We start from the raw sequence: 24,658 nt of genomic DNA on the forward strand, positions 1-24,658 counted from the left end.
TTAGCCGTCGATGCGGACCGGTTGGCGGGCGAGGGGAAGACGGCGTTTTTTGTGGGCATCGGCGATGCCTTGGCGGGCGTGATTGCGGTTGCTGATCCGATCCGCGAGGGCGCGGTCGAGGCCGTCGCGGCGTTGCACGAGATGGGGGTGAAAGTCGCGATGATATCGGGCGACAGGCGTGCAACAGCCGAGGTCATCGGCGCGCGTTTGGGCATTGATATGATCGAAGCCGACGCAACGCCAGAAGACAAGGTGCGGATCGTACGGAGCCTGGGCGGCTCGGTTGCCTTCGTGGGAGATGGCATTAACGATGCGCCCGCATTGGCGGCGGCAGATGTTGGGATTGCGATTGGAACCGGGACGGATGTGGCAGTCGAAACTGCGGATGTGGTTTTGATGGCGGGCGACCCTGTTGGGGTGGTACGGGCCTTGGGCCTGTCCCGCGCGGCGATGCGTAATATTCATCAGAATTTGGGATGGGCGTTTGGATATAACGTGTTGCTGATCCCGGTGGCGGCAGGGGTCCTGTATCCGATGTTTGGTCTTGTTTTGTCACCGATGCTGGCGGCTGGCGCGATGGCCATGTCAAGTGTCGCGGTGGTGACGAATGCGCTGCGCCTCAGGCGGTTTGGAGAGGTCTCATGAATATTGGTCAGGCAGCCGAGGAAACCGCGCTTCCACCGAAAACGATCCGATACTACGAGGAAATCGGGCTGGTGCGGCCTTCGCGCGACACAAATGGCTACCGGGCGTTTTCGCAAGCCGAATTACATAAGTTGCGGTTTCTTGGCCGTGCCCGCGCCTTGGGGTTTTCAATCGAGAATTGCCGGGCATTGATGGCTTTGTACGAGGACGACAGTCGGGCCAGCGCCGAAGTGAAGGCGATTGCTTCCAAGCATCTGGACGAGATCGCTGCGAAGATCGCGGACCTGAAAGCCATGGAGGCGACGCTGTCGCATTTGGTCGCGACCTGCGCCGGGGACGGTCGGCCAGACTGTCCGATTTTGGCGGATTTGGGCGCGCCACAGACGATCTGAGTGGTCAGACCGAGATTGTCTTGCGCGGCCATGAGGCAGATCGTCGGCGACCTCGACGTAGTCCCCTTTGTCTGGGCAAATGATGTGACCCTTCAGCGTGGGTTTTGTCGGCGCATCAAGTGTGCCTGCGAAGATCGACAGAGGTGCAGCCAGCGCCGTCCCAGAACAGATTTGAACCACAGGTGCTGCAAAAGGCACGTTTTGCCGGGTCGGACGTTGCCGCCACGTGGAAGCCGCTGGTCTTGCGGCATTGGAGGCAGCGGCAGTCCACGACCGGGCGCAAAGGGCCGGTGACACGGTAGGTGGCAGCGCTGCAGTTGCAGCCGCCGGCGGTCATTGGTTCACGCGCTCGAAACTTGCACCAAGGGTGGTCATCAACGGCTCGAACACCGGGAAGGATGTGCGCACAGGGGCTGCGTCGTCGACGGTGACTGGCTTGGTTGTCGCCATACCAAGGCAGAGGAACGACATCGCGATGCGGTGATCCAGGCGGGCCTCGACGGTCGCGCCACCCGGGACGCCATTCGGGCCGAGACCAATCACGTCCCACCAATCCTCGCCTTCGTCTACCTTGACGCCGTTGGCGCGCAGGCCCTTGGCCATGGCATCAATCCGGTCGCTTTCTTTGACGCGTAGTTCTTTGACGCCGTGCATCGACGTTATGCCGGTCGCAAAGGCCGCGACGACGGACAGGATCGGGTATTCGTCGATCATTGATGCCGCGCGCTCGCGTGGCACGTCGATGCCGGTCATTTCGGGGGAAAAGCGGGCGCGCAGATCGGCGACAGGCTCGCCACCTTCTTCGCGGAGATTCTCGTATGTGAGGTCCGCGCCCATGTCGCGCAGGGTTTCGAAAAGGCCTGCGCGGGTTGGGTTCAGGCCGATATTTGGAACCAAAACGTTCGAGCCTTCGACGATCAAGGCCGCACAGACCGGGAAGGCGGCTGACGACGGATCGCGAGGCACGTCGATCGTTTGTGGCTGTAGTTCCGGGTGGCCTTTCAGCGTGATCACGCGGCCTTCGAGGGTGTCTTCGACACGGATGTTCGCGCCAAAACCACGCAACATCCGCTCGCTGTGATCCCGGGTTGCCTCAGCTTCGATAACCACGGTTTCGCCGGGCGCGTTCAGACCGGCCAGAAGGACTGCGGATTTGACCTGAGCCGACGGCATCGGCGTTTTGTAACGCACAGGGGTTGGGTTTGCCGCGCCAACAACGGTCATCGGCAAGCGACCACCGGTGCGGCCATAGGACCGCGTGCCAAACAACGCCATCGGGTCGGTGACCCGGCGCATCGGGCGCGAACGTAGGGACGCATCACCAGTGAAGGTCGCTGTGATCGGGGTCGTCGCCATTGCGCCAATGATCAGGCGCACGCCGGTGCCTGCATTGCCGCAATCGACCACGTCTTGGGGTTCGCGGAACCCGCCAACGCCGACACCGTGGACAGTCCACTTGCCGGGGGCATGTTCGATCACCTCGGCGCCAAAGGCGCGCATGGCGTCCGCGGTCCGCAATACGTCTTCGCCGTCGAGAAGGCCGGTGATCCGTGTCTCTCCGACCGCCATTGCGCCAAGGATCAACGAGCGGTGGCTAATCGACTTGTCGCCGGGCACGCGCGCCTCGCCCTTCAAAGGGCTGGCTTTATGGGATCTCAGTGGTTCTGGTATTGTGTGCCCTGACATGAAGCTGTCCCTCTCAAACGTCCGGCACGTGTTAGCGTATGACGCTTGGGGGGTCCATCCGCCCTATCGGCTTCTTCTTGGTAAAAGAGGCGAAATCCGACGGTGGAAGGGTCAGGCGCGCCTGAAGGTCATGTAATGCGGTGTGCGGTCTTCGCGAATGGCCTTGGCTTCGTATCGTGTCCGCGTCCAGTCGGACCACGGGTCACGCCAGTCGCTTGCGCGTTCGGCTGTCCAGACGAAACCGGCCTTAGGGACTTCTTCCATCGCTTGACGGACGTAGTCTTCGATATCGGTGGCGATGCGCAATTCCGCGCCAGGGGCCATCACGCGGTGCAGTGGTTCCAGGTGGTCCGGGGTCACAAAACGTCGGCGGTGGTGGCGTTTCTTGGGCCAGGGGTCGGGGTAAAGCAGAAATGCCTTGGTGATGCTTTCGTCCGGCAAAACGTCGAGCAAATCGCGCACATCGCCGGGGTGGACGCGCACGTTATCGACCTCGGCTTTACGGATTTTGCCCAAAAGCATAGCCACACCGTTGATATAGGGTTCGGCCCCGATGATGCCGACATCGCGATGGGTGGCGGCTTGGTGGACCATGTGTTCGCCGCCGCCAAAGCCGATCTCAAGCCAGACCGGCTTATCGCCGAAAATCGCAGGAAGATCTATGTTGGTGCGACCGGGGTTTTCGGCCCAGTCGACGGCACCGGGCGAAAGGTGAGTCAGGTCCTTCAAATAACGTTTCTGGCTGTCACGAAGGCCCTTGCCTTTGAATCGGCCGTAAAAGTTGCGCCATGGAGCGCCGGAGGGATGCTGATCGGTCATGGGCGGCGGGTGCCACCGCCCACTCGAAAGGTCAAGTCAGTCGTAGGTGACAACTTCAATTTCAATGCCGTCGCCGTCATCGAAATAAAAAACGTCGTCCCGGCTCGTAGTCGGTTTGGCGTTTGGTTTCGCCCTCCTGGCAAGGACGCGTTTCCCGGTAGTATCAAGGTCATCGAGGACCGCCGCCCAATGGTTGACCCAACGAACCTTGACGTAACTTTCGTCATTTGGTGCGGGCGTTTTGGGGAAGGTAAACGGCGCAACACAGGTGTTGTTCGTGCTGAAATGAATGGTTTAGGCGGTTTCCACCCCGGCGCTCGCCCATCTGATTTCCCAGCCAGACACGCGGCCCAACCATGCGGCGCTCGCCTGTGGGTCCGAAACGATCATGTTGATGTGTTCCAGTCGTGCCTGCGCCATTGCTTTGGCTCTTTTAGATGCAATGTCTAAAGGCCGGCCACGACCTCAAGTTTACTTGAGGTAAAGAGATTTCATCCGAGCGTATATTCTTGCGTTAGAGTTCTGATTTAAATACCTTACTCTCGCACTTCTTCAGGGCGAATACCCCAGATCCTGCGCTTCTCGACCCAGCCGCGGTTACCTCCCGCCACGATCCGACACCAATCGAGATCGCAGGAATCTAGCCGCGCAATTACACCCGACTGGGCCATGGCATTTACCGGGCTTTCCGGATCGGGTTTGATAAAAAGTGGTGTCGCGTCTCGCTCGATGATCACGTGCCGCACGCCTGATAACAGCGAGTAATGCACCCAGCCGCCCATGCCGTCACGGTCGCGCACGCGGCGCCAGTGGCCGTATTCTGCGGTGACCTCCAGCGGCATGTTGCGTCGTGTGAACACCCAGTCGATCCGGTGGCTAAGGGACGGCCCGCGCCGCACGTTACTTTCTTCGGCTTTCAGCGAAACGAAGCGTGGCATCGGAAGGTTTGTGACCGGGCCGCGTTCGGCTGCGGCAGCAGAAAACGCCACCAGAAAGGCAAGCCAAAGGCCAGCCGCGGGGCCAAGGATTTTGTGTCCGCTGGTCATACTGCTCTGTCCTGTTTTTAGCGCGCTCTTGATAAGCGTCTCTTGTGCCTCAGGTCGTTCCTTGCCACTTTGACAAAAAGCTGCGGCTTATGGAAGGTCAGAGATCAAAATGCCAAACAAACGCCTGAGAGTTGTTGTGACGCGACGCCTTCCCGAAGTGGTTGAGGCGCGCTTGTCAGAATTGTTTGAAACGACGTTTTCTGCGGACGACAAGCCGATGACGCGCGATCAGTTGGTTGCGGCTGTGCGGTCGGCGGACGTTCTGGTGCCGACGATCACCGATATTATTGACGCAGGCGTACTGGCGCAGGCCGGTGAGCAATTGAAGCTGATCGCGAATTTCGGGGCAGGGGTCGACAATGTCGACGTCGCCACGGCGCGACAGCGGGGCATTCATGTATCGAACACACCCGGCGTTCTGACGGATGATACGGCCGACATGACGCTGGCGCTTATTCTTGCAGTGACGCGGCGCATCCCGGAAGGGCTTGCCGTCATGCAAAAGGGCAATTGGGACGGCTGGTCCCCGACGGCGAACCTTGGTCGGCGCGTCGGTGGGCGTCGGCTTGGGATCCTGGGCATGGGGCGGATCGGCCAGGCGGTTGCGCGGCGCGCGGCAGCGTTTGGCATGGAGGTCCATTACAATAATCGTCGACGACTGCGTCCCGAGGTCGAAGAAGAATTGGGCGTCCGCTATTGGGAGAGCCTTGATCAGATGGTGGCGCGGGTCGATATTCTGTCGATCAATTGCCCGCATACGCCTTCGACGTTTCATCTGATCAACGCGCGGCGGCTCAACTTGATGAAGCCCTCGGCGGTTATTGTGAACACGTCGCGCGGTGAAGTGATTGACGAGAACGCGTTGACGCGGATGCTACGCTCGGGTGCGATTGCCGGGGCGGGCCTGGACGTTTTCGAACACGGTCACAAGATCAATCCACGCCTGCGTGAGTTGCCCAATGTTGTTTTACTGCCCCATATGGGGTCCGCGACGGTCGAGGGGCGGATCGAGATGGGCGAGAAAGTTATCATCAATATCAAAACATTCGCGGATGGGCACCGGCCACCTGATCTGGTGGTTCCGTCGATGCTTTGAGCGGGCGCACGGCGCGGTGAGATTTTTGCTGTTGTGTTTGGCGGCCTGTCTGGTTGCTGCCTGCGCCCGACCGTTGACTCCGGCTGAGACTGCTTTTGCACAAGACCTTTTCGGACCAACGCTGAACACGGCCAAGGTTCGGATTTTGTCGGCACCTTATGGGGCGAAAGACGTCGACGAGCCTCGGGTAATGCGCGGAACCGAGAGGGCGTGTGTGCGCAGGCCACAGCCCCGCGGCGCCCAGCCTCCGCAAGCCTTTGCCCTAGGAAACGTCGTTCATTTCAGCGGCCCCTTGCAGGCGCGGGACATGACGTTGGCCTGGCCGAAGGCATTGAGATTTCCGCAAGGTTTGATCTTCGCTCATGAATTGACCCACGTCTGGCAATGGCAGAACCGGGCCTGGACCGGCTATTCGCCGTTCCGTGCGGTGGCCGAAGGCATCGCTTTGCCTGACCCCTACTTTTCGGCTTCGGGCGAGGCGCCGGTGTTTTTCGCATTCGGGTTCGAACAGCAAGCGGCGATGGTTGAGGACTATGTTTGCTTCACGATCGCCAATCCCACGCATCCGCGACGCGCCGCGTTGCGCCAATTGCTTGAGCCGGTGTTTCCTGTAGATGCATTTGATGCGGCGATTGATCGGCGCGGCTTATTGCCGGACAGCTAGGGAGCCTTGCGGCAGAGTATTTTCCCAAAAGACGCATCAAAACCATTGGCCCGGCTCCATCCGTCCAAGGTCAAGAAGTCGGCGAGAGCGTCAATTGAAGAGCATTGAATTTTCCCAGCGGAAGGTGTCGATTTTAAAGCGGCGTGCCGGGTTGCTTTTAAGCGCGTTGGCCGTGCGGAACGAGACCACGGCGGCCGTTAGATTGAGGTACCGGGGCAGGCTTAGGGGCTGCGATATTCCATTGACCATATGTGGTCGTTGCAACGTGTCAGGTCTTTTTCGGTCCGCACAAGGGCGATCCGGTCAATGCGACCCCGGTCATTAAGGATGTGTTCTTCAAACCGCCAGCGCAAGCCACCATAGAAATCCAGTTGGCAGCCGGTGACAGAGCCATCATTGGATTTTCGCGCCAGGGCATAATAGCCAGAGCAATCCTGCACAGCGTCGGCGAGGGACACTGCGTTTTCGGTGCGCCAAGATCAACAGGATCGATGTCGATCACATAGGTCAGCATGGAAAGTCGGCGTTCTTCAGTGTGGAAGCTTAACATTTCGCCGACGGACCGTGTTTCCGAAAACAGGTAAAAGAGGAACTCGGCGTTATAGCCGTCGTAGACCCAAGATTTATCGGGAAGCGCTGCGACAGATGGATTTATGATGGCTTACGTCACGTTCGGCCCGCGTGTGATTTGGCGGATGCGGATGACGCTTTGGGCCGTTTTACCAGGTACCAGAAGGTCTGCAGGTGCGACCAATATCAGGGTGTGAAACCCCGCTTTCGGGTGGCGTTCAACGGTTTGCTGCAACGTCGCTTCGTTCTCGGTAATCAGGATCACCACCGGGCCATCTGCCTACCTGATAGCCGGACTTTTCTGTGCGTCGCGAAGGGAGGCAAAGCGCATTATGGCCGGGGTTGTTGCAAGGATCGCGGCACGATGGTGCGGGCCCTCGGACCTTGGCAAGCGGGGGCGGGCGGTGTAGGGGGCTTGTTGATCCCTTTATGTCGGAAGTGCCCCTCGAGATGACCACGCCGAAGAAGCTTTTTATCAAGACCTATGGTTGTCAGATGAACGTCTACGACAGCGAGCGGATGGCGGAAACCCTTGGCCAGCAGGGCTATGTGGCGACGGATACGGCGAATGACGCCGATATGATTTTGTTGAACACTTGTCATATCCGCGAAAAGGCGGCCGAGAAAATTTATTCTGAACTGGGGCGTTACCGGCCATTGAAGGATGCCAACCCCGATCTGAAAATAGGGGTGGCGGGCTGCGTTGCACAGGCTGAAGGCGCCGAGATCATGGCCCGTCAGCCGATGGTCGATCTGGTGGTGGGGCCGCAGTCCTATCATCGTCTGCCCGAGTTGGAAGCCAAAGCGCGCCGCGGGGAAAAGGCGTTGGATACGGATTTTCCGGAAGAGGATAAATTTGAGCATCTGGCGGCGCGACCCAAAGCAAAGCGTGGTCCAACGGCGTTCTTGACGGTGCAGGAAGGATGCGACAAGTTCTGCGCGTTCTGTGTTGTGCCTTACACGCGGGGGGCCGAGGTCAGCCGTCCTGCAGAGCGGGTCATGAGCGAAGCGCGCGATCTGGTGGAGCGCGGCGTTCGCGAGATCACATTGCTAGGGCAAAACGTGAATGCCTATCACGGCCATGCGCGCGGGCTTTCAGGATTGATCCGCGATCTGGCGACAGCCGGCGGGTTGGAGCGTATTCGCTTCACCACAAGCCATCCCAACGACATGCAGGATGATCTGATTGCTGCGCACGGCGATTGCGAAAAGCTTATGCCTTATCTGCATCTTCCTGTGCAGTCCGGCTCCGACAAGATTTTGAAGGCGATGAACCGTAAGCACACTGCAGAAAGCTACATCAAACTAATCGAGCGTATTCGCGGCGTGCGCCCTGACCTATTGTTGTCCAGTGATTTCATCGTTGGCTTTCCGGGAGAGACCGAGGCGGATTTCCAGGCGACGCTCGATCTGGTGGAAACTGTCGGCTACGGACAGGCCTATAGCTTTAAGTATTCGGCGCGCCCCGGTACTCCGGCGGCTGAACGCGCAGAAGTCGACGGCGCAGAGGCCGACGAGCGATTGCAGCGATTGCAGGCTCTTTTGACGCGTCAGCAAAAGGCGGCCCAAGATGCGATGGTCGGGCGCGAAGTGACGGTGCTGTTTGAAAAGCCGGGGCGGTTGCCAGGCCAGATGGTTGGAAAATCCGAATATCTTCATGCGGTACATGTGACATCAGATGCGGTGGCGCGCGGCGATTTAGCCAAGGTGCGGATTGTTGAAAGTGTGCGCAATTCGCTTGCCGGTGTGGTGGTCTGACCGGGACATGCAAGCCCCGGTCCTGTTAGTGAATACAGCAATCCTTGCGCGGCAATCATCAGGGCGACGGCGCCAAATATCTAGTGCCAGTCGGTCAAAAGCGCGCACTTTGCTTTGCCGAAAGTTGTACTGCTTCCTAAGCCCCGCCCTTCAGATTTTCTCGGCCAGTGTGGTCAGGATACGGGTCCAGCCGCCTTCATGGTTCGTGCGGCTTTCGTCGGATTGAAAGCGCACATGGGTGAGACGCAGGTTGGTGCCACCTTCTGCGTCTTCAAAGTCGATGGTGACAGTGCTGTCTTCAACGGGAGACATCGGGGATTCCCATGTGAAGGCTAGGCGGTTGGCACGATCTATTGTTTTGTAGGTACCTGCATGGGGCAGGTCCTGATCTCCGGCACGCATTATCACAAGAAAGCGCCCGCCTTCGCGGGCGTCAGACGTGGCCTTTGGGACCGTCATATCGGGGCCCGGAATCATAAATTGCGCAAGCATCACCGGGTCTAGCCAAGCATCGAAAAGCTTCTCCCGATTGGCTGGAATAAGGCGTGTGATTTCAAGTTTAAGGTCCGTGGCTTGATCAGTCATGAATGTCATCCTTTGTCATCAGAGTTTCCAGTTTCTCCAAACGCAGTGCCCAGATCGATTGCAGGTCCTTGAACCAGTCATGGATGCGGGAAAGGCGGTCGGGGTGCAGCTCGATCAAATGCTCCCGCCATTCGGTCCTGCGGCTGACAAGTCCTGCGCTTTCCAGCGTCTTGATGTGTTTGGACACGGAATTGAGGCTCATCTCGAAGTGTCGTGCCAGGTCGGTCACGCGCATTGCGCCGTGCTGCGCCAGAAGCGTCAGGATGGCGCGCCGCGTGGGATCGCAAGCGGCTTTCAGAATTACCGTAAGGTCCGTGTCATCATCTCGTTCAACCATATGGATGAATAAAGCGATTCGATTCTATCAGTCAACCCGTTGGATGAATGATTGTGGGCGCGGCCCCTCTGTGGGCACAACCGCTTCGAAACGCCATATTTCGTGATGATCGTGCAAATAATGGCGAGATATGCTTGCGTGTTGGGGAATCCCTTGGCAGCATAAGGCTAGGAAACGAGGATTTATTACGGAGTTCGATTATTTGGCCATTAGTGCGTTGACCCCGCCGACCGTATCCGTAGACGCCCCAGAGACGCGTCTTGAGTTCCCTGATAACCGCCTGCTGATCGATCTCTTCGGAGAGCTCAATCGCAACCTAACACACATTGAAGACGTTCTTGATGTTCAGCTTGTGCATCAGGGCAATCAACTCGTGGTGTTTGGTGAACCGGCGATACAGGCAAAAGCTGTTGAGGTGTTGAACGCGCTTTATGCACGCCTTGAGCAGGGCAAAGAAGTGGCGCGGGGGGACATCGATGCGGAAATCCGCATGGGGGCATCGGCCAGCGGGACCAGCAATCGCGCCGGCGATCAAATGGAGCTGTTTCAGGGCGGGCGCGTCGAGATCAAGACGCGCAAGAAGCTGGTCGAGCCACGGACTGTGGCACAAAAAGCCTATGTGCGCGCTTTGTTTAGCAACGAATTGTCTTTCGGGATTGGTCCTGCGGGCACCGGCAAAACCTATCTTGCTGTGGCGGTGGGCATAAACATGTTCATCGGAGGCCACGTCGACAAGATTATCCTCAGCCGGCCGGCGGTGGAGGCGGGAGAGCGGCTTGGGTTTTTGCCCGGCGATATGAAAGACAAGATCGACCCCTATATGCAGCCGCTGTACGACGCGCTTGGGGATTTTTTGCCGGGAAATCAGGTGGCAAAACTCATCGAAGACAAGCGTATCGAGATCGCGCCGCTGGCGTTTATGCGCGGGCGGACGCTTTCGAATGCGTTCGTGGTTCTGGACGAAGCGCAGAATGCTACCTCGATGCAAATGAAAATGTTCCTGACCCGATTGGGCGAGGGCAGCCGCATGGTCATCACGGGTGATCGTAGTCAGGTGGATTTGCCACGCGGCGTGACGTCTGGGCTTTCGGACGCCGAGCGTCTTTTGAAAGACGTCAAAGCGATCTCGTTCAGCTACTTCACCTCGAAAGACGTCGTGCGTCATCCGCTGGTTGCAAAAATAATCGAAGCCTATGACGGCGACGCTCCACCAGGGTGAGCCGCGCGCCTGCGGCGCCTGCGATGTTTAGCGCAGGCCTTTGGCCCGCGCCGCGCCTCCGGCGGGGCTTTCTTTGACCCAAAGAACGGGGCGAGAATTCCGTTATTTCTGTGGGTCTGAAAAAAACTTGGCGGAGCCCACTTTGTGGATGTCGGCAGCGTTCCTAACCGGAACCGATCAAAATGCCGGCGGTCAAAACAAGGGCACCTCCCAAGACGACCTGAAGGGCCGCGCGAAAGAAGGGTGTTTCCATATAGCGGTTCTGGAGCCAGGCGATGGCCCATAGTTCGACGAAAACGACGGCAATAGCGATAGTGGTCGCGGTCCAGAAATCCGAGATCAGATACGGAAGCGCGTGACCGAGGCCGCCGACCGTGGTCATAACGCCGGAGGCAATCCCGCGCTTGAGAGGTGATCCGCGCCCCGAGATCGTGCCGTCGTCCGAGGCGGCTTCGGTGAAGCCCATGGAAATGCCTGCACCAACAGACGCCGCAAGACCGATGAGGAATGTGTTCCATGTATCGCCGGTTGCGAAGGCGGCCGCGAAGATCGGCGCAAGTGTCGAAACGGAGCCATCCATGAGGCCTGCAAGGCCGGGCTGCGCCCATGTGAGAACAAACTGGCGGTGTGCTGTACGCGCTTCTCGATCATCGGTGTCGGCATCTAGGTGATGGTCGACCAGCTCGGCGGCTCTTGCTGTGTGCTCGGCTTCGGCCGCGGCAAGGTTTCCCAGAAGTTTGCGCGTATCTGCATCTGTCGTGCGTTGCGCTGCGATTTCGTAATACCGTTGTGCTGAGGCTTCCATGATCTCGGCCTCTGCGCGGATACGCTCAAGTCCAAGGTTCTCAACCAGCCAGACAGGTCGACGGGCATAGAACCCGGACACGTGTTCGCGTCGGATAAGCGGGATCACTGTGCCAAAGCGCGTTTTGTGAAGGTCGATCAACTGCTTGCGGTGGCCGTCTTCTTCCAGTGCCATCCCGTCGAAAATCGCTGCGGAAGACGGGAAATCGGCGCGCAAGTGTTCTGCATAGTTTCGGTAAATGCGCGCATCGTCTTCTTCCGAGGAAATGGCGAGGGCAAGGACTTCCTGCTCGCTCAGGTCGGAGAAGCGTTTGCGATATGCGAAGTTGAAATTCATAGCGGCCTCGTCTTAGAACTATTCTAATCGTTGTTGCTGGGGGGCTGAATGACAAGAGGTAATTCAGATATTCGGCCTTCCTGCGTTGAGTGGAGCACTCCAAAGCGCCGCATCCATCTTGAATAAACTGAACTGATTAGTTTATATATCGAAACGCAAAGGGAAGGGATTTCTATGAACGCCCCGGTAAGTATCACCAAGCAAGGCCGAAAATGGGATCAGGTGCTGGACGGCGCACGCACGGTCTTTATGCGGGATGGCTTTGAAGGCGCCAGCGTCGATGACATCGTGCGCGAGGCCGGGGTGTCGAAAGCCACGCTTTACAGTTATTTCCCCGACAAGCGGCTGTTGTTCCTTGAGGTGGCGAAGACCGAGTGTAAGGCGCAGTCAGCTGCGGCGATCCAGCAGATCGAGGGCTCAGGGGATGTCCGCGAGGCTCTGGCGACGGCGGCTGGTCGGATGGTACGGTTTTTCTTGTCGGATGTAGGGATGCAGGTGTTTCGCATCGTCGTGGGCGAGAGCCAGCGGTTTCCCGAGATCGGGCGGGAGTTTTATGCTTCGGGTCCGCAGATGGTACGCGACATGTTGATTGGGTTCCTTAGTCGGGCCGTGGTGGATGGCAAACTGAAGATAGACGATGTGGAACTTGCGGCAGATCAGTTTCCGGAATTGTGCAAGGCCGGGCTGCATATGCAGATGGTTCTGGGCCTGCGCCAGTCAGTAAGCGAGGACGAGATTGACCGCGTGATCGAGGGCGCAGTCGATATGTTTATGAGCCAATACGGTGTCTGACGAGTTACCGGACGAAGCAGGTGAGCGCCGGATTGATCGAAAGACGCCCCCCTTTTTTGCGGGACGCGCGTTGATGGTTTCGGCGTTTTTGGCCCTGTGCGTGGTCGGCGTAGGCCGTGATCAGTTCGGCCAGCCACTGGTCTTCACGTCGCCCGGCCCATATCTCTTCTTTGGCTCAATCTGGCTTGCGGCCTTCGGGTTGGCCTACACGTTCGTGTCCGCGCGTCTGACATGCGGTTTTATGGTCTGCATTTCCGCGATCTATCGGCCGGTATTCATTGCAGAAAAAGCGTCGAGGGGCGAGCTTTAGCTTTTAGTCGATCCGGCGGACGTGAAGCTGGTTGCCGATCTTTTTAGTTTCAAACCTTTTCAGGCCTTCTACAAGATCACTTAGCTTCTTTTTGCCGTAGGTGCGTGGATCAAAGTCAGGGCTGTCGCGCGTGATGTATTGGCCGAGCGGTCCCAATGCATACCAGTCGTCGTCTGAGGGAATTTTGTCCATTGCGCCAGTGATCAAAGGGATCGCGGCGGTGGGGTTTTGCTTCTCTGTTGCGGGCGCGCCCTTTTCAGGCGAAGTAGAGTCGTCGACAATATTTTCAATCATAACAAAGCGGTTACAGACGTTGCGCAGGCTTTCAGGGGCCTTTGCTTCTCCGACGCCAATGACGTCCATGCCTTGCTCGCGCACACGGTTTGCAAGTGCCGTGAAGTCGCTGTCAGAGGACACAAGCACAAAGCCGTCAAAGCGGCCTGTGTGCAGGATGTCCATTGCATCAATCACAAGTCCGATGTCGCTTGCGTTTTTGCCAACTGTGTTTGCGGTTTCCTGATGGGCGACAAGGCCGAGATCCCGTACGGCCTTGGTCCAGGCGTTCAGACGGCCCGATGACCAGTCGCCGTAAACACGGCGGAGGGCTGGTTCGCCGAAGGTTGTGACTTCTTTGAGGATGGACGCGGCGTATTTTGCCGGGATGTTGTCGGCGTCAATTAGGACGGCGTAAAGTGGTCTGTCGCGGTCAGCCATGGTGCGCGCCTTTGTTTGGTCGGGGGGGCTGTCTGCCCCCGCGCGGGACTACGCCCGCGCCTCCCGAGGATTTATTAGCCCCAAAGAAGGGTCAGGAAAGCTCCGAAGCCGACGTGATGACCTTGCCGAGAAGGCCGTAAGCCTTTGCTTCTTTGGTATCGAGCCAGAAGTCGCGTTCGGTGTCTTTGGCGATTTTGGCTGCGGTTTGCCCGGTCGCTTCGGCAAATAGATTGTGGAAGCGTTCGCGCATTTTTTCGATCTGGCCGGCTTGGATTTGCATGTCAGTGACCTTGCCGCCAATGCCACCAGAAGGTTGGTGCAAAAGGAAGCGCGTGTTGGGCAGACAGAAGCGGTTCTCCTTCGCAGCAGCGACGAAGATCAGCGCGCCAGCAGAGGCAACCCAGCCCGAGCCGATGGTGCGCACGGTCGGTTTGATGAACTTGATCATGTCGTGGACCATGTCGCCGCTCTCGACATGGCCGCCGGGCGACGAGATGTAGACGTTGATCGGATCTTCGTTATCTTCGGCAAGCGCGAGAAGCTGTTTGACTGTGCGTTCGGCGAGCTTGTTGTTGATCTCGCCCGTGATGATCACGTTGCGGGATTTGAAGAAAAGCTGCTCGGCTTTGCCGCCGCCTTGGGCTTTGTCGTCTTTAGATGTGTCGTCTTTAGATGTGTCGTCGGCCATGGTGATGAACATCTCGTCTCTTTCTTTGAAGCTGGTTTGGGGGGAATGTCGGTGTTGGGGCTGGGAATGGCAAGGCGCGGCCGCGCGATTAATCCAGAAACTTGTGTAGGATTAGCGCGTCCACATACCCTTCGCGCGGGTGGCGGAAGGCGCGGGGCAGGCGGGCGATCTGCGCAAAGCCGGCGCGCTTCCAGATATCGATTGCGCGGGTGTTGCTGGCCAGGACGAAATTGAATTGCATGGCTTCAAATCCAAATGCTTTGGCCTCGCTTAGGGCGTGGCTTAACATTGCGCGGGCCACGCCCTTGCCTGTGGCGTTCGCGCTAGTGATGAAGCCTGCGTTGCAGACATGATTGCCGCCGCCCATTTGATTGGGGCGGATGAAGAAGGTGCCGCCGTCGGTGATGAAGGGGTGGGCGGCGCACCAATAGGCGAGGGCGTCTTTGCGGGAGATATCTGTGTCAATTGCGTAGGTGTCGCCCGCACGGAAGACGGGTTCGAGCATAGCCCAGATGACGTCATGGTCGGATTGGGTGGCCGGGCGGATCACCGGACCTAGCCTGATCGGTCGTCGCACACAGTGCGCGACAAGGCCTCCAAGGCCTCGGCGTCCACAGACAGGGTCGCGCCGCCGCCTTGAAACAGAATTTCCGCAGGTTCTGCAAAAGCGGGGAAGATAACAGTCATCCCCAATAATCCAAAACCCAACAGCCTCATGCGCCCTTTTGAAAATACCTTGGGGAGGTTCGGAGGGCCGGCGCCCTTCCGGTCAGTCGTCGTCGCAAGGCGACGAACCATCAGTAAATCACCACCGAGCGAATAGACTCACCCGCGTGCATCAGATCGAAGCCTTTGTTGATGTCTTCAAGCGCAAGCGTGTGGGTGATCATCGGGTCGATCTCGATCTTGCCGTCCATGTACCAATCGACAATCTTTGGTACGTCCGTGCGACCGCGTGCGCCGCCAAAGGCTGTCCCGCGCCAGACGCGTCCGGTCACCAGTTGGAAGGGACGCGTAGAGATTTCGGCACCTGCCGGGGCCACACCGATAATGACGCTTTCACCCCAGCCTTTGTGGGCCGATTCCAACGCGGCTCGCATGACTTGCACGTTGCCTGTGGCGTCAAAGGTATAATCTGCGCCCCCGCCCGTCAGTTCAACCAAATAGCCGACAAGATCACCTGTCACCTCAGATGGGTTTACAAAATCGGTCATTCCAAAGCGTGTCGCCATTGGTATTTTGTCGGCGTTAAGGTCGACGCCAACAATCTGGTCACAGCCTGCCATGCGCAGGCCCTGAATGACGTTAAGACCAATACCGCCCAAGCCAAAGACGATGCAGCGCGAGCCGATCTCGACTTTGGCGGTGTTGATCACCGCCCCGATGCCGGTTGTCACGCCACAGCCGATGTAACAGATTTTGTCGAAAGGCGCGTCCTTGCGGACCTTGGCTAAGGCAATCTCGGGCAAAACCGTGTGGTTCGAAAATGTCGAGCACCCCATGTAGTGCAGGATCGGTGTCCCATCGAGCATTGAAAACCGGCTGGTGCCGTCGGGCATAACGCCCGCGCCTTGTGTCGAGCGGATCGCCTGACAAAGGTTGGTTTTCGGATGCAGGCAGTAGTCACATTCCCGACATTCTGGCGTGTAAAGCGGGATCACGTGGTCGCCCGGTTTCAGGCTGGTAACGCCGGCGCCGACTTCCAGCACCACGCCCGCGCCTTCGTGTCCGAGGATGGCCGGGAACAGTCCTTCCGGGTCCGCGCCTGACCGTGTGAATTCATCCGTGTGGCAGATGCCGGTGGCTTTGATCTCGACCAGAACCTCACCTGCTTTCGGGCCTTCAAGGGTCACGTCCATGATTTCCAGCGGTTTTCCCGCCTCAATCGCAACAGCCGCGCGCGTTCTCATGCCTAAATACTCCCTTGGTGTATGCTTGGCTTGACCCTGCTGCACGATCTGCGTGAAATCAATAGACCGGGAGGCGATTGGAAGGATGAATTTGGTATGACAATTCGATTGATAGCTATCTTGGTTCTGTTGGCTGCCTGTGGGCCTGTGCCCGCCGACGAGGAACCTGCAATTGTAACCGAAGTCGTCGAGGCGGATATACCGGAAGCGCCGCCTGCGTTAGAGCAATGCGATGCGGCCGACTATCGGCCGTTGATCGGCAGCTCGATTTCCGAGACGACGTTTGCGGTCGATGATCGTCTGCGTGTCTTTAGCCAGAACGATATCATTACGCAGGAGTACTTGCCTCAGCGCACGAACGTCGTGTTCGACACAGAGGGCCTGATCACGCGGGTTTACTGCGGCTAGGAGAGATTACTTTTTGATGCGGTAATCTTCGTGGCAGGCCGAACAGACTGCGCCGATATTGCGCATGGATGCACCTCTGGCCTCGGAAGATGACACGCCGGTGGCGTCCAGAGCGGTGGCCATTTCTGCAGTCCGCTGGGAAAACCCCACACGATCGGTCCAGATAGCCTATTTTGCTTCCAATTCCGGGTCGCTCGCCTGCGGGGCGAGCAGCATCGGGATGCGGTCAGTTTCCGCTTGAAGAGATGCAAGTGCTGCGTTGGCGGCGGTTTCGTCGAATGCCACGACGCCTTTCGCCATTTGACCAAGGGTCTTCAGGTCGCCGGCCATTGTTTTCATGGCGTCCATGCGGGCTTTGACGTCTGTGTGGGCAAGAGCCGCCGTTGCGGCAAGGCCAAGGGTCAGTGCGATTGTCAGGGCGCTGCGCATTAGTGTCTCCTTTATTACTTTGCTCACAGCTATTCCATTTTTCGGGGAAGGCGAGGGCAAGGCTGGACTCGTGGCCGTCAGGGGATATATCAAAGATCAGAACAAACCATGAACATTCTTGCTGCCTGCTTATGAAACAACGACGCATCCTGTCGCTTTGGTTTCCCCGTCTGGGGGCCGAGCGCTTCCTTAGGCTTGAACGTGGCTTACCGCCGCGCGCCTTTGCTGTGGTGGGCGAGGAACACAACGCTCAGGTTTTGGTATCTTTGTCGGTTGAGGCCGAGGCATCGGGGCTTCGGATGGGTCAACCTTTGCGGGATGCGCGTGCGATGTGCCCGGAGCTTGACACAAAGCTGCGCAACCGGGACCTGGATGCCGCGTTTCTGGCGGTGCTGCGGCGCTGGGCGGCAAAGTTCAGCCCTTGGGTGTCCGAGGAGCGGCCGGAGGGGTTGGTTATTGATCTGACGGGATGCGCGCATCTGTTTGGGGGAGAGATGGGCCTGATTGGCGAGGTCGAAGCGGATTGCGCACATCTGGGTGTCAGCGTGCGGGTGGGCGTGGCCGATACAGTGGGCGCGGCCTGGGCTTTGGCGCGGTTTGCGGGCGGCGCGGGAGTTGATGCGGCGCGCACCGGCGACGACATTAATCAAGAAGCGCGCGCGACGCGGTCTCGCGCGGCGAAGCGGCGCCATTGGGTGAAGGGCGGTCCGGCGCCCGCAGTGACGGCCCCGGAAGTCCTGCGCAAGATGCAGATTGCATCGCCGGGTGCGACGCGTTCGGCGCTGGCGCCGTTGCCGGTCGCGGCGTTGCGGCTGGAGGACGATACCGTAGCAACCTTGGTGCGGCTTGGTCTGCGACAGATCGGAGATCTGGCCGGTCAACCGCGCGCGGCTTTGGCGCGCCGGTTTGGTCGCCACCTTGTGCAACGATTGGATCAGGCTTTGGGGGTCGAGCCGGAACCTGTCAGCCCTGCGCGTCCCGCTGTGCGCTTTGCGGTGCGACTGACACTGCCCGAGCCGGTTGGTCTGATCGAAGACATTGCGGCGGCGATTGACCGGCTGTTGACCCCGCTTGGAGAGAAGCTTTCGCGGGCAGGGCGTGGAGCGCGGCAGGTGCGAATGGAATGCCACCGCAGCGATCATACGATGCAGGTGGTCGAGATAGGTTTGGCGCGCCCTTCGGCCTCGGCCGATCGGATCCGCCCGCTTCTTTTGATGAAGCTTGACGACATAGATGCAGGCTTTGGCATCGACATGATCCGGCTTGAAGCGCGGGCCACTGAACCGGTGCACAGCCATCAGCATCGCGGCCATGCGGCGGCGGCGGCGGACGGCGCGGCGCGTCTTGGAAGTGAGGCGGCGCTGGATGATCTGATTGGTCGGATCGGTGCGCGGGTTGGACTTGAAAGCATCACGCGCTTTCACCCGGCTGACAGTCATATCCCCGAAAAGACCGCTTTGATTGTGGCTGCCGCCTGGGCTGGCCCTGCAGACGCCTGGCCGCGTCCCGGCATGTTGCGCCCGTCGGAGATATGGCGTCCCGAAATGGTGCATGCCGAGGAGACTTCTGATCTACCGCATCGTTTCCGCTGGCGCGGTCGCGATCTGGAGCTTTGTGCGGGTCTGGGGCCTGAGCGGATTGCGCCGGAATGGTGGCTTGATGATCCGGACTGGCGCTCCGGTGTGCGCGATTACTGGCGGGTGACGACCCGCACCGGCGAGCGGCTTTGGCTTTACTACGGGCATGGTGGGACGATGTCGCGGGGGTGGTTCTGTCAGGGAAGTTTCGCCTGAACGAACGCTCTTGCGCGACTTTCCTGTTCGGGCCGCCCTTCGGACGCGGGATGCCCCCCACGGAGGTATTTTCGAAAGGGTGAATGGCTGGAAGTCTACTGCTTCGCCCTTTCGGATATACCTCAGGGGGTGGCGGGGGACAGCGTCCCCCACCTTGTGTCACCGGCCCGGAAGGCCAGCCAACCCAATTATCGCAGCAGAACGCTGTCGATGACGTGGATCACGCCGTTCGATGCGATAATGTCTGCAGCAGTCACTGTTGCGTCGTTCACGGTCACGCCGTCGGTGCCATCAATGTGCACGTCGCCGCCCTGAACGGTTGTTACGTTCAGATGCTGACCCGCCAGTTGGTCAGACGTCACAGCGCCCGGTACAACGTGGTATGTCAGGATCGCAGCAAGCTTGTCCTTGTTCTCGGGAAGAAGCAGGCTCTCCACGGTGCCGGCCGGCAGCGCTGCGAAAGCTGCATTGGTTGGTGCGAAAACGGTGAACGGGCCGTCGCTTTTCAGCGTGTCGACGAGGCCTGCGGCCGAAACGGCTGCGACGAGTGTCGAGAAGTCGTCGCTGCCAGCGGCAATGTCGACGATGTCCATCTCTTTGTCCATTGGAGCACAAGCAGCAGCAAGTGCGAGAGCGGCGGCACCAAAGGCAGCTTTCAGAGCAAATCTACGGTTCATTTTGAGGTCCCTCATTCTATCTTCGTCATCTGTTGTGTTGAAAAAACGGGAGGTGATTTATCACCTCCCGTTGGTCGTATCGTCAGGGCGATCAGCCTTCTGGCATCATCACTTTGTTGATGACGTGGATCACGCCGTTCGACGCTTCGATATCTGCGGTCACGACGTTTGCGTCCTGAATCATCACACCGTTGTCGAGGTCAATGGTAACCGAACCGCCCTGGACGGTTGCTGCCATCATGTCGTCTATCAGGTCACCAGACATTATTTTACCGGGCACAACGTGGAACGTCAGGATCGCGGTCAGCGTGTCGATATTCTCTGGCAGAAGCAGGCTTTCGACTGTGCCTTCCGGCAGAGCGGCGAAAGCTTCGTCGGTTGGTGCGAAAACGGTGAACGGACCTTCGCCCTTCAGCGTCTCAACTAGGCCCGCGGCCTGAACGGCAGCGACGAGTGTTTCGAACGAACCGGCTGCAACTGCGGTGTCGACGATGTCTTTCGAGTGGCCGCCGGAAAACGCCGGTGCGGCTAGCAGGGTCGCTGCTACTGTGGCCATAAGTGTCTTGCGAAGCATTGTGTTTTCCATCTGTAAAAAGGTGAGTGTCGTTGTGACACCTGAGCTTCTTACGTCGGGTGGATGCCAATTGGATCATTGCAGGAATTGCGAAAACGATGTTGACCGAAAGGGCAATGGCGCTAAGCAAGGGAGACTATCGGCGTCCACTCACAAATCTGTTATCGTCTGTGAGGCAAAAGCGGGCTTTTGTAACCATGTTTCAACACCATGGACCTTAAGCACAGTGTCGTGAGGGTGATTGTCGAACGCGAATTACTCGCGCATGTTATGGGGCAAGCGATCAAGCAGAGGTGATGAAATGGCCGGACGTTATAAGAGTGACCTGAAGTGGTCGGATGTCACGCCGCAGGGCGACTATATGAATCGGCGTCAGTTGATGGCGGGTGCAGGCGCTTTGGCGCTTGGCTCGATTGCGGGGCCGGCAATGGCAAGCCTTGGAGCAACGAAGACCAACTATGGTAGCGATCTTGAGCCGAACAGTATTGAAGACATCACCAGCTACAACAACTTTTATGAGTTTGGGACTGGTAAAGACGACCCTGCCGCCAACGCCGGTCGTCTGACAACAGACCCTTGGTCGATCAAAGTTGATGGCATGGTAAATAACGCCGGCACCTATAGCTTTGATGACTTGACCAGCGGCATGACATTGGAAGAGCGTATCTATCGCTTCCGCTGTGTGGAAGCCTGGTCGATGGTTGTGCCTTGGGTTGGTTTCGAGCTTGCCGACTTGCTAAAGCGCGTAGGTGTGCAGCCTTCCGCTAAGTATGTGGCCTTTGAAACGCTGGTGCGCCCGGAAGAAATGATCGGGCAGAAACGTCGGACGCTTGAGTGGCCGTACCGCGAGGGATTGCGGCTTGATGAGGCGATGCACCCGCTGACGATCATGGCGACGGGTCTATATGACGAGCCGATGCCGAAGCAGAACGGTGCGCCCATTCGTTTGGTCGTCCCGTGGAAGTATGGCTTTAAGTCGATCAAATCGATTGTGCGGATTTCGCTGACAGACAAGCAGCCCGCCACGAGTTGGAACATGACCAACGGACGGGAATACGGATTTTATAGCAACGTGAACCCGACGGTCGATCACCCACGTTGGTCTCAGTCGACCGAGCGCAAGATCGGTGGCGGTTTGTTTGCTAAGCGCGTGCCGACCCTGATGTTTAACGGATACGAGCGCGAAGTAAGCTCGCTTTATTCCGGGATGGACTTGCAAAGTAATTTCTGAGGATGGCCGCAGCGTCTAACATCCGGCTGACCTCGACGCTGACGTGCCCTGAATGTGGGGGCCTCAGCGACGGTGAGATGCCATTGGACGCCTGCCAGTTCTTTTATGACGGCCCACATTGCAAGGTTGTACTGCGACCTCGCGCGGGTGAGTGCTGTGTCTGGTGCTCGTTCGGCAGCGTCCCATGTCCACCGATACAGACAGGAAAGGCGTGCTGCTCATGACCGCGGCTCAACGTGTGAATATCCTGCTGGCGAAGGTGCCGGCATGGCCTCTCTATATACTGGGCGTGATTCCACCTGCGTGGTTCCTATATCAAGGCCTGACGGGCGGCCTCGGGGCCGAGCCTATCAAGGCGCTTGAGCACAAGCTGGGCGAGTTTGCCCTGCAAGTGCTGATCGTTGTTCTTGCGGTGACGCCGCTGCGCAGTTGGACGGGGGTGAATCTGACTAAGTTCCGCCGGGCGCTGGGCTTGCTGACGTTCTTCTATGTCTTTCTGCATTTGCTTGTCTGGCTGGTGCTGGATGTTCAAATCCTCAGCCAGATTTGGGCGGACATTATAAAGAGGCCATACATCACCATTGGTATGGTCGGATTTCTCCTTCTGATCCCCTTGGCGATTACGTCAAATAACAGGTCAATCCGTAAGCTGGGGCCGAAGACGTGGCGGCGGCTGCATCAACTCACTTATCTGACAGCGATCTTGGGCGCGGTGCATTTTGTGATGCTGTCGAAGGGCTTTCAGATCGAGCCACTGATCTATCTGGGCACTGTGCTTGTTTTGGTTGCCACACGTATCAAAATTCCGATGAGGCGAGCGGTCGCATAAGGGGCCTTCCCATGGGCGCGGACCTCGCTAAGGTCGCGTGCATGGAACACCAAACAATACGGCGCGGCGTCTATCTGATAATGGCGCTGTTTTGCCTTCAGCCGATGGCGCTCGGCGCGTGGCTGGCTTTGATCCCCTACATTAAAGAAACGCTTCAGCTGACCAAGTTCGATTTGGCGATAGCCCTGTTGGGGATGCCCGTGGCCGTTTTGGCCGCGCTTCAGTTCGCCGGTGGGTTATCGACACGCATCGGTGTGCGGCGCTTGGTGCTGGCGACGTTCCCGCTGCAATGCCTTGCCGCCTTCCTGCCGCTAATAGCGGGCAGCCAACTTATCCTGTTCTTCGCGCTTGGCGCCTTTGGCGCAACGCATGCCTTTATGGAGGTGGGGCTGAACGTCTATGCCGGACGGATCGAAAAGAAAGCGCGCGCACACATCATGAACCGGTGCCATGGGTTCTGGGCGCTGGGGCTTATGATCGGATCGTTTGTGGCGACGTCAGGAGCCGGGGAGTTAGGCTCTGTCAGGATCATGGCGGTGGTTGCGGTTGTGTCGACGGTTGTCGGCATGCTTGCGGCGCGGCGGTTGCCGAAGATGGGCGAGGAGGGGGCTGAGCATGTCGTGCCCCGCCGTAAGCTTTCGCAAATGCCGCCAGCGCTATTGGCGATTGGTGGGTTCATGTTGCTCGTCACGCTGGCAGAGGGTGCGATGTCGGACTGGTCGGCTGTCTATCTGTCCGAGCGCCAATCTATAGAAGTGGCCGAAGCCGGGATCGCCGTGACGATCTTTGCGGGCTTCATGGCATTTGGGCGCTTTTGCGGGGATTGGTTGAAGCAACGGTTCGGGGCGTTGGTTCTGGCGCGGGGATCGGTGATGTTTGCTTTGGCAGGACTTGCCTGTCTGATTGGACCGCTGCCGCTTGTGTTCTCATTCGTCGGGTTTGCCCTGCTCGGGGTCGGGGTAGCGTCGGGCTATCCTTTGGGGGTGTCGGCGGTGGCAGCCCTTGATGACACACACGAAGCCGCCAACGTCGCGATCATGTCGACATGCGCGTTGGCTGGCTTTCTCGTGGGGCCTCCTGTGATCGGATTCCTGGCGGACGCGTATGGATTGAAATTCGGCTTTGCGGCGATAATTCCCGGACTGATTGCCTGCCTCTTCCTTGCGAGGTGGTTGATTCCACCCGAGTCGGGCGAAGAGTCGCGTTGAATCGGGAGGAATTCGGCGATTCACTTGGGGTGCTTCGCCGATTCAGTGAATTTTGACCCTGATTTGGGCCAAAATTCTTCCACTGAATACGAGTTTTGAAAGAATTTACTGCCCATTTTCGACGCAAAAGACCTTATTTATATGGCTTTTAAAAAGATGAGAAAGAAAATTCGTCTTTCTGATAAAAAACTACTTGCGGACTACGGCCCCTAACCGTAGACACCCCTCACCGGCGGCGCAGAAATGCAACAACGGGGCGCCAGACGGGCTTAACGGCAACGAGACGCAAGAAAAAAAATAGAGATGGATGAGGCAGGGCGCGCCGAAAGTTAGGGCGCACTCAGTCACTTTTGTCTCTACGCTCTTTGAAATTGATGGTAACTGAAGAGATATGTGGGCGGTTTGGTCCTTTCGATGGATCAGCCTCTTCATATCGACTTTCTTAGGCTTCGGCCGATTATAGAAAGGTCAGCTTCACTGTTTGAACGGTTTCTTGTTTTCTTATGAAAACCTGAAGCACAACAAACAGAAAAAGATGTTTTGTAATGTTTCCTAGCCGGGACATTATGAGACGATGTGCAGAGGTTCGAACGTCAAGGATAAGCTAGCAATAGCTTTTCAACTTGAGAGTTTGATCCTGGCTCAGAACGAACGCTGGCGGCAGGCCTAACACATGCAAGTCGAGCGCACCTTCGGGTGAGCGGCGGACGGGTTAGTAACGCGTGGGAATATACCCTTCTCTACGGAATAGCCTCGGGAAACTGAGAGTAATACCGTATACGCCCTTCGGGGGAAAGATTTATCGGAGATGGATTAGCCCGCGTTGGATTAGGTAGTTGGTGGGGTAATGGCTCACCAAGCCGACGATCCATAGCTGGTTTGAGAGGATGATCAGCAACACTGGGACTGAGACACGGCCCAGACTCCTACGGGAGGCAGCAGTGGGGAATCTTAGACAATGGGGGAAACCCTGATCTAGCCATGCCGCGTGAGTGACGAAGGCCTTAGGGTCGTAAAGCTCTTTCGCCAGGGAAGATAATGACGGTACCTGGTAAAGAAACCCCGGCTAACTCCGTGCCAGCAGCCGCGGTAATACGGAGGGGGTTAGCGTTGTTCGGAATTACTGGGCGTAAAGCG

30 protein-coding genes, 1 rRNA gene and 1 pseudogene are annotated in these 24,658 nt (G+C 58.1%); 15 read left to right on the forward strand and 17 right to left on the reverse strand.

Translation table 11 applies throughout. The features are described 5' to 3' along the window. The coding region (locus Q1B15_RS21410) for an HAD-IC family P-type ATPase (RefSeq protein ID WP_299757836.1) at window positions 1–645 on the forward strand (645 nt) is incomplete at its 5' end. Continuing rightward, entirely contained in the window at window positions 642–1,037 is a 396-nt protein-coding gene (cueR, locus tag Q1B15_RS21415) for a Cu(I)-responsive transcriptional regulator (RefSeq protein ID WP_299757839.1), read from the forward strand. The genes Q1B15_RS21410 and cueR, both read left to right, overlap by 4 nt. A gap of 333 nt (window positions 1,038–1,370) precedes the next feature. Here the strand turns inward: cueR and aroA are convergent, their stop codons facing one another. The 4 genes from aroA to Q1B15_RS21435 form a co-directional block, all read right to left on the reverse strand. Beyond that, on the reverse strand, window positions 1,371–2,723 hold the full coding sequence (aroA, locus tag Q1B15_RS21420; protein ID WP_299757842.1) for a 3-phosphoshikimate 1-carboxyvinyltransferase: 1,353 nt from the start codon (window positions 2,721–2,723) through the stop codon (window positions 1,371–1,373). Between the two features lie 111 nt (window positions 2,724–2,834). After that, window positions 2,835–3,542 carry a tRNA (guanine(46)-N(7))-methyltransferase TrmB gene (locus tag Q1B15_RS21425; RefSeq protein ID WP_299757844.1) on the reverse strand — a complete coding sequence of 236 codons (708 nt, stop codon included), beginning with the start codon at window positions 3,540–3,542 and terminating at the stop codon, window positions 2,835–2,837. Between the two features lie 294 nt (window positions 3,543–3,836). After that, window positions 3,837–3,962, reverse strand: coding sequence for a hypothetical protein (locus Q1B15_RS21430; RefSeq protein WP_299757847.1), 126 nt, complete (start codon window positions 3,960–3,962; stop codon window positions 3,837–3,839). Window positions 3,963–4,078: 116 nt separating this feature from the next. Continuing rightward, window positions 4,079–4,588 carry an SH3 domain-containing protein gene (locus tag Q1B15_RS21435; protein WP_299757849.1) on the reverse strand — a complete coding sequence of 170 codons (510 nt, stop codon included), beginning with the start codon at window positions 4,586–4,588 and terminating at the stop codon, window positions 4,079–4,081. A gap of 109 nt (window positions 4,589–4,697) precedes the next feature. Here Q1B15_RS21435 and Q1B15_RS21440 point away from each other — a divergent pair, with 109 nt between their 5' ends. Continuing rightward, window positions 4,698–5,684: a D-glycerate dehydrogenase gene (locus Q1B15_RS21440; protein WP_299757852.1), complete on the forward strand. Its 987-nt coding sequence runs from the start codon at window positions 4,698–4,700 to the stop codon at window positions 5,682–5,684. Between the two features lie 307 nt (window positions 5,685–5,991). Then, the gene (locus tag Q1B15_RS21445) at window positions 5,992–6,348 is read left to right on the forward strand and encodes a hypothetical protein (protein WP_299757854.1); all 357 of its coding nucleotides are present in this window, start codon (window positions 5,992–5,994) and stop codon (window positions 6,346–6,348) included. Between the two features lie 221 nt (window positions 6,349–6,569). Here the strand turns inward: Q1B15_RS21445 and Q1B15_RS21450 are convergent, their stop codons facing one another. Together Q1B15_RS21450 and Q1B15_RS21455 are read right to left on the reverse strand one after the other, a co-directional pair. Continuing rightward, window positions 6,570–6,806, reverse strand: coding sequence for a hypothetical protein (locus Q1B15_RS21450; RefSeq protein ID WP_299757857.1), 237 nt, complete (start codon window positions 6,804–6,806; stop codon window positions 6,570–6,572). A gap of 203 nt (window positions 6,807–7,009) precedes the next feature. Next, window positions 7,010–7,183, reverse strand: coding sequence for a hypothetical protein (locus Q1B15_RS21455; protein WP_299757860.1), 174 nt, complete (start codon window positions 7,181–7,183; stop codon window positions 7,010–7,012). A 185-nt stretch (window positions 7,184–7,368) separates the two neighbouring features. On the opposite strand from Q1B15_RS21455, the gene miaB reads away from it, so the two are divergent. Next, complete coding sequence (gene miaB, locus Q1B15_RS21460) at window positions 7,369–8,676, forward strand: tRNA (N6-isopentenyl adenosine(37)-C2)-methylthiotransferase MiaB (RefSeq protein WP_299757909.1); 1,308 nt, start codon at window positions 7,369–7,371, stop codon at window positions 8,674–8,676. Between the two features lie 150 nt (window positions 8,677–8,826). Here miaB and Q1B15_RS21465 read toward each other — a convergent pair whose 3' ends face one another. Both Q1B15_RS21465 and Q1B15_RS21470 read right to left on the reverse strand, forming a co-directional pair. Further along, window positions 8,827–9,261 (reverse strand): SRPBCC domain-containing protein, encoded by a 435-nt coding sequence (locus Q1B15_RS21465; RefSeq protein ID WP_299757863.1) that lies wholly within the window; start codon window positions 9,259–9,261, stop codon window positions 8,827–8,829. Further along, entirely contained in the window at window positions 9,254–9,598 is a 345-nt protein-coding gene (locus Q1B15_RS21470) for a metalloregulator ArsR/SmtB family transcription factor (RefSeq protein ID WP_299757865.1), read from the reverse strand. Before Q1B15_RS21470 ends, Q1B15_RS21465 begins: the two co-directional genes overlap by 8 nt. 202 nt (window positions 9,599–9,800) lie before the next feature. On the opposite strand from Q1B15_RS21470, the gene Q1B15_RS21475 reads away from it, so the two are divergent. Then, complete coding sequence (locus Q1B15_RS21475) at window positions 9,801–10,817, forward strand: PhoH family protein (RefSeq protein ID WP_299757868.1); 1,017 nt, start codon at window positions 9,801–9,803, stop codon at window positions 10,815–10,817. A gap of 163 nt (window positions 10,818–10,980) precedes the next feature. Here Q1B15_RS21475 and mbfA read toward each other — a convergent pair whose 3' ends face one another. After that, complete coding sequence (gene mbfA, locus Q1B15_RS21480) at window positions 10,981–11,958, reverse strand: iron exporter MbfA (protein ID WP_299757870.1); 978 nt, start codon at window positions 11,956–11,958, stop codon at window positions 10,981–10,983. Window positions 11,959–12,132: 174 nt separating this feature from the next. Here mbfA and Q1B15_RS21485 point away from each other — a divergent pair, with 174 nt between their 5' ends. Then, on the forward strand, window positions 12,133–12,750 hold the full coding sequence (locus Q1B15_RS21485) for a TetR/AcrR family transcriptional regulator (RefSeq protein ID WP_299757873.1): 618 nt from the start codon (window positions 12,133–12,135) through the stop codon (window positions 12,748–12,750). Beyond that, the gene (locus Q1B15_RS21490; RefSeq protein WP_299757876.1) at window positions 12,743–13,060 is read left to right on the forward strand and encodes a hypothetical protein; all 318 of its coding nucleotides are present in this window, start codon (window positions 12,743–12,745) and stop codon (window positions 13,058–13,060) included. The genes Q1B15_RS21485 and Q1B15_RS21490 overlap by 8 nt, the downstream gene beginning before the upstream one ends. A gap of 3 nt (window positions 13,061–13,063) precedes the next feature. Here Q1B15_RS21490 and Q1B15_RS21495 read toward each other — a convergent pair whose 3' ends face one another. The 5 genes from Q1B15_RS21495 to Q1B15_RS21515 form a co-directional block, all read right to left on the reverse strand. Further along, on the reverse strand, window positions 13,064–13,774 hold the full coding sequence (locus Q1B15_RS21495) for an NYN domain-containing protein (RefSeq protein WP_299757878.1): 711 nt from the start codon (window positions 13,772–13,774) through the stop codon (window positions 13,064–13,066). A gap of 91 nt (window positions 13,775–13,865) precedes the next feature. Continuing rightward, window positions 13,866–14,474 carry an ATP-dependent Clp protease proteolytic subunit gene (locus Q1B15_RS21500; protein ID WP_299757881.1) on the reverse strand — a complete coding sequence of 203 codons (609 nt, stop codon included), beginning with the start codon at window positions 14,472–14,474 and terminating at the stop codon, window positions 13,866–13,868. A 76-nt stretch (window positions 14,475–14,550) separates the two neighbouring features. Then, entirely contained in the window at window positions 14,551–15,012 is a 462-nt protein-coding gene (locus Q1B15_RS21505) for a GNAT family N-acetyltransferase (protein ID WP_366141764.1), read from the reverse strand. Window positions 15,013–15,017: 5 nt separating this feature from the next. After that, window positions 15,018–15,149 carry a hypothetical protein gene (locus Q1B15_RS21510; RefSeq protein WP_299757883.1) on the reverse strand — a complete coding sequence of 44 codons (132 nt, stop codon included), beginning with the start codon at window positions 15,147–15,149 and terminating at the stop codon, window positions 15,018–15,020. A gap of 110 nt (window positions 15,150–15,259) precedes the next feature. Further along, the gene (locus Q1B15_RS21515; protein ID WP_299757886.1) at window positions 15,260–16,372 is read right to left on the reverse strand and encodes an S-(hydroxymethyl)glutathione dehydrogenase/class III alcohol dehydrogenase; all 1,113 of its coding nucleotides are present in this window, start codon (window positions 16,370–16,372) and stop codon (window positions 15,260–15,262) included. Window positions 16,373–16,468: 96 nt separating this feature from the next. Here Q1B15_RS21515 and Q1B15_RS21520 point away from each other — a divergent pair, with 96 nt between their 5' ends. Beyond that, window positions 16,469–16,780 (forward strand): I78 family peptidase inhibitor, encoded by a 312-nt coding sequence (locus Q1B15_RS21520; protein WP_299757889.1) that lies wholly within the window; start codon window positions 16,469–16,471, stop codon window positions 16,778–16,780. A 6-nt stretch (window positions 16,781–16,786) separates the two neighbouring features. Here the strand turns inward: Q1B15_RS21520 and Q1B15_RS21525 are convergent. Then, window positions 16,787–17,209 (reverse strand): annotated as a pseudogene (locus Q1B15_RS21525) (cytochrome c). A 131-nt stretch (window positions 17,210–17,340) separates the two neighbouring features. Between Q1B15_RS21525 and Q1B15_RS21530 the strand changes: the two are divergent. Next, a complete protein-coding gene (locus Q1B15_RS21530) occupies window positions 17,341–19,002 on the forward strand; it encodes a DNA polymerase Y family protein (protein ID WP_299757892.1) in 1,662 nt (553 codons plus the stop codon). Window positions 19,003–19,190: 188 nt separating this feature from the next. Here the strand turns inward: Q1B15_RS21530 and Q1B15_RS21535 are convergent, their stop codons facing one another. Together Q1B15_RS21535 and Q1B15_RS21540 are read right to left on the reverse strand one after the other, a co-directional pair. Then, on the reverse strand, window positions 19,191–19,679 hold the full coding sequence (locus Q1B15_RS21535) for a fasciclin domain-containing protein (protein WP_299757895.1): 489 nt from the start codon (window positions 19,677–19,679) through the stop codon (window positions 19,191–19,193). Between the two features lie 91 nt (window positions 19,680–19,770). Further along, the gene (locus Q1B15_RS21540; protein ID WP_299757897.1) at window positions 19,771–20,253 is read right to left on the reverse strand and encodes a fasciclin domain-containing protein; all 483 of its coding nucleotides are present in this window, start codon (window positions 20,251–20,253) and stop codon (window positions 19,771–19,773) included. A gap of 301 nt (window positions 20,254–20,554) precedes the next feature. Between Q1B15_RS21540 and msrP the strand changes: the two genes are divergently transcribed. From msrP to Q1B15_RS21565, 5 genes are all read left to right on the forward strand, one after another. Next, a complete protein-coding gene (msrP, locus tag Q1B15_RS21545) occupies window positions 20,555–21,484 on the forward strand; it encodes a protein-methionine-sulfoxide reductase catalytic subunit MsrP (RefSeq protein WP_299757899.1) in 930 nt (309 codons plus the stop codon). Between the two features lie 2 nt (window positions 21,485–21,486). After that, on the forward strand, window positions 21,487–21,708 hold the full coding sequence (locus tag Q1B15_RS21550) for a GDCCVxC domain-containing (seleno)protein (RefSeq protein ID WP_299757901.1): 222 nt from the start codon (window positions 21,487–21,489) through the stop codon (window positions 21,706–21,708). Continuing rightward, on the forward strand, window positions 21,669–22,313 hold the full coding sequence (gene msrQ / locus Q1B15_RS21555) for a protein-methionine-sulfoxide reductase heme-binding subunit MsrQ (RefSeq protein WP_299757904.1): 645 nt from the start codon (window positions 21,669–21,671) through the stop codon (window positions 22,311–22,313). Before Q1B15_RS21550 ends, msrQ begins: the two co-directional genes overlap by 40 nt. A gap of 41 nt (window positions 22,314–22,354) precedes the next feature. Continuing rightward, window positions 22,355–23,521: an MFS transporter gene (locus Q1B15_RS21560; protein ID WP_299757906.1), complete on the forward strand. Its 1,167-nt coding sequence runs from the start codon at window positions 22,355–22,357 to the stop codon at window positions 23,519–23,521. Between the two features lie 619 nt (window positions 23,522–24,140). After that, window positions 24,141–24,658: ribosomal RNA gene (locus Q1B15_RS21565) — 16S ribosomal RNA — on the forward strand; the annotation flags it as partial.

Source organism: uncultured Boseongicola sp., from assembly GCF_937988555.1.
Classification (GTDB): domain Bacteria; phylum Pseudomonadota; class Alphaproteobacteria; order Rhodobacterales; family Rhodobacteraceae; genus Boseongicola.

Bases quoted from the DNA above. Each gene is read 5' to 3' on its own strand.
- cueR (WP_299757839.1), top strand. From the start codon at position 642: ATGAATATTGGTCAGGCAGCCGAGGAAACCGCGCTTCCACCGAAAACG.
- aroA (WP_299757842.1), bottom strand. From the start codon at position 2,723: ATGTCAGGGCACACAATACCAGAACCACTGAGATCCCATAAAGCCAGC.
- Q1B15_RS21425 (WP_299757844.1), bottom strand. From the start codon at position 3,542: ATGACCGATCAGCATCCCTCCGGCGCTCCATGGCGCAACTTTTACGGC.
- Q1B15_RS21430 (WP_299757847.1), bottom strand. From the start codon at position 3,962: ATGGCGCAGGCACGACTGGAACACATCAACATGATCGTTTCGGACCCA.
- Q1B15_RS21435 (WP_299757849.1), bottom strand. From the start codon at position 4,588: ATGACCAGCGGACACAAAATCCTTGGCCCCGCGGCTGGCCTTTGGCTT.
- Q1B15_RS21440 (WP_299757852.1), top strand. From the start codon at position 4,698: ATGCCAAACAAACGCCTGAGAGTTGTTGTGACGCGACGCCTTCCCGAA.
- Q1B15_RS21445 (WP_299757854.1), top strand. From the start codon at position 5,992: ATGACGTTGGCCTGGCCGAAGGCATTGAGATTTCCGCAAGGTTTGATC.
- miaB (WP_299757909.1), top strand. From the start codon at position 7,369: ATGACCACGCCGAAGAAGCTTTTTATCAAGACCTATGGTTGTCAGATG.
- Q1B15_RS21465 (WP_299757863.1), bottom strand. From the start codon at position 9,261: ATGACTGATCAAGCCACGGACCTTAAACTTGAAATCACACGCCTTATT.
- Q1B15_RS21470 (WP_299757865.1), bottom strand. From the start codon at position 9,598: ATGGTTGAACGAGATGATGACACGGACCTTACGGTAATTCTGAAAGCC.
- mbfA (WP_299757870.1), bottom strand. From the start codon at position 11,958: ATGAATTTCAACTTCGCATATCGCAAACGCTTCTCCGACCTGAGCGAG.
- Q1B15_RS21485 (WP_299757873.1), top strand. From the start codon at position 12,133: ATGAACGCCCCGGTAAGTATCACCAAGCAAGGCCGAAAATGGGATCAG.
- Q1B15_RS21495 (WP_299757878.1), bottom strand. From the start codon at position 13,774: ATGGCTGACCGCGACAGACCACTTTACGCCGTCCTAATTGACGCCGAC.
- Q1B15_RS21500 (WP_299757881.1), bottom strand. From the start codon at position 14,474: ATGTTCATCACCATGGCCGACGACACATCTAAAGACGACACATCTAAA.
- Q1B15_RS21510 (WP_299757883.1), bottom strand. From the start codon at position 15,149: ATGACTGTTATCTTCCCCGCTTTTGCAGAACCTGCGGAAATTCTGTTT.
- Q1B15_RS21515 (WP_299757886.1), bottom strand. From the start codon at position 16,372: ATGAGAACGCGCGCGGCTGTTGCGATTGAGGCGGGAAAACCGCTGGAA.
- Q1B15_RS21520 (WP_299757889.1), top strand. From the start codon at position 16,469: ATGACAATTCGATTGATAGCTATCTTGGTTCTGTTGGCTGCCTGTGGG.
- Q1B15_RS21530 (WP_299757892.1), top strand. From the start codon at position 17,341: ATGAAACAACGACGCATCCTGTCGCTTTGGTTTCCCCGTCTGGGGGCC.
- Q1B15_RS21535 (WP_299757895.1), bottom strand. From the start codon at position 19,679: ATGAACCGTAGATTTGCTCTGAAAGCTGCCTTTGGTGCCGCCGCTCTC.
- Q1B15_RS21540 (WP_299757897.1), bottom strand. From the start codon at position 20,253: ATGCTTCGCAAGACACTTATGGCCACAGTAGCAGCGACCCTGCTAGCC.
- msrP (WP_299757899.1), top strand. From the start codon at position 20,555: ATGGCCGGACGTTATAAGAGTGACCTGAAGTGGTCGGATGTCACGCCG.
- Q1B15_RS21550 (WP_299757901.1), top strand. From the start codon at position 21,487: ATGGCCGCAGCGTCTAACATCCGGCTGACCTCGACGCTGACGTGCCCT.
- msrQ (WP_299757904.1), top strand. From the start codon at position 21,669: ATGTCCACCGATACAGACAGGAAAGGCGTGCTGCTCATGACCGCGGCT.
- Q1B15_RS21560 (WP_299757906.1), top strand. From the start codon at position 22,355: ATGGAACACCAAACAATACGGCGCGGCGTCTATCTGATAATGGCGCTG.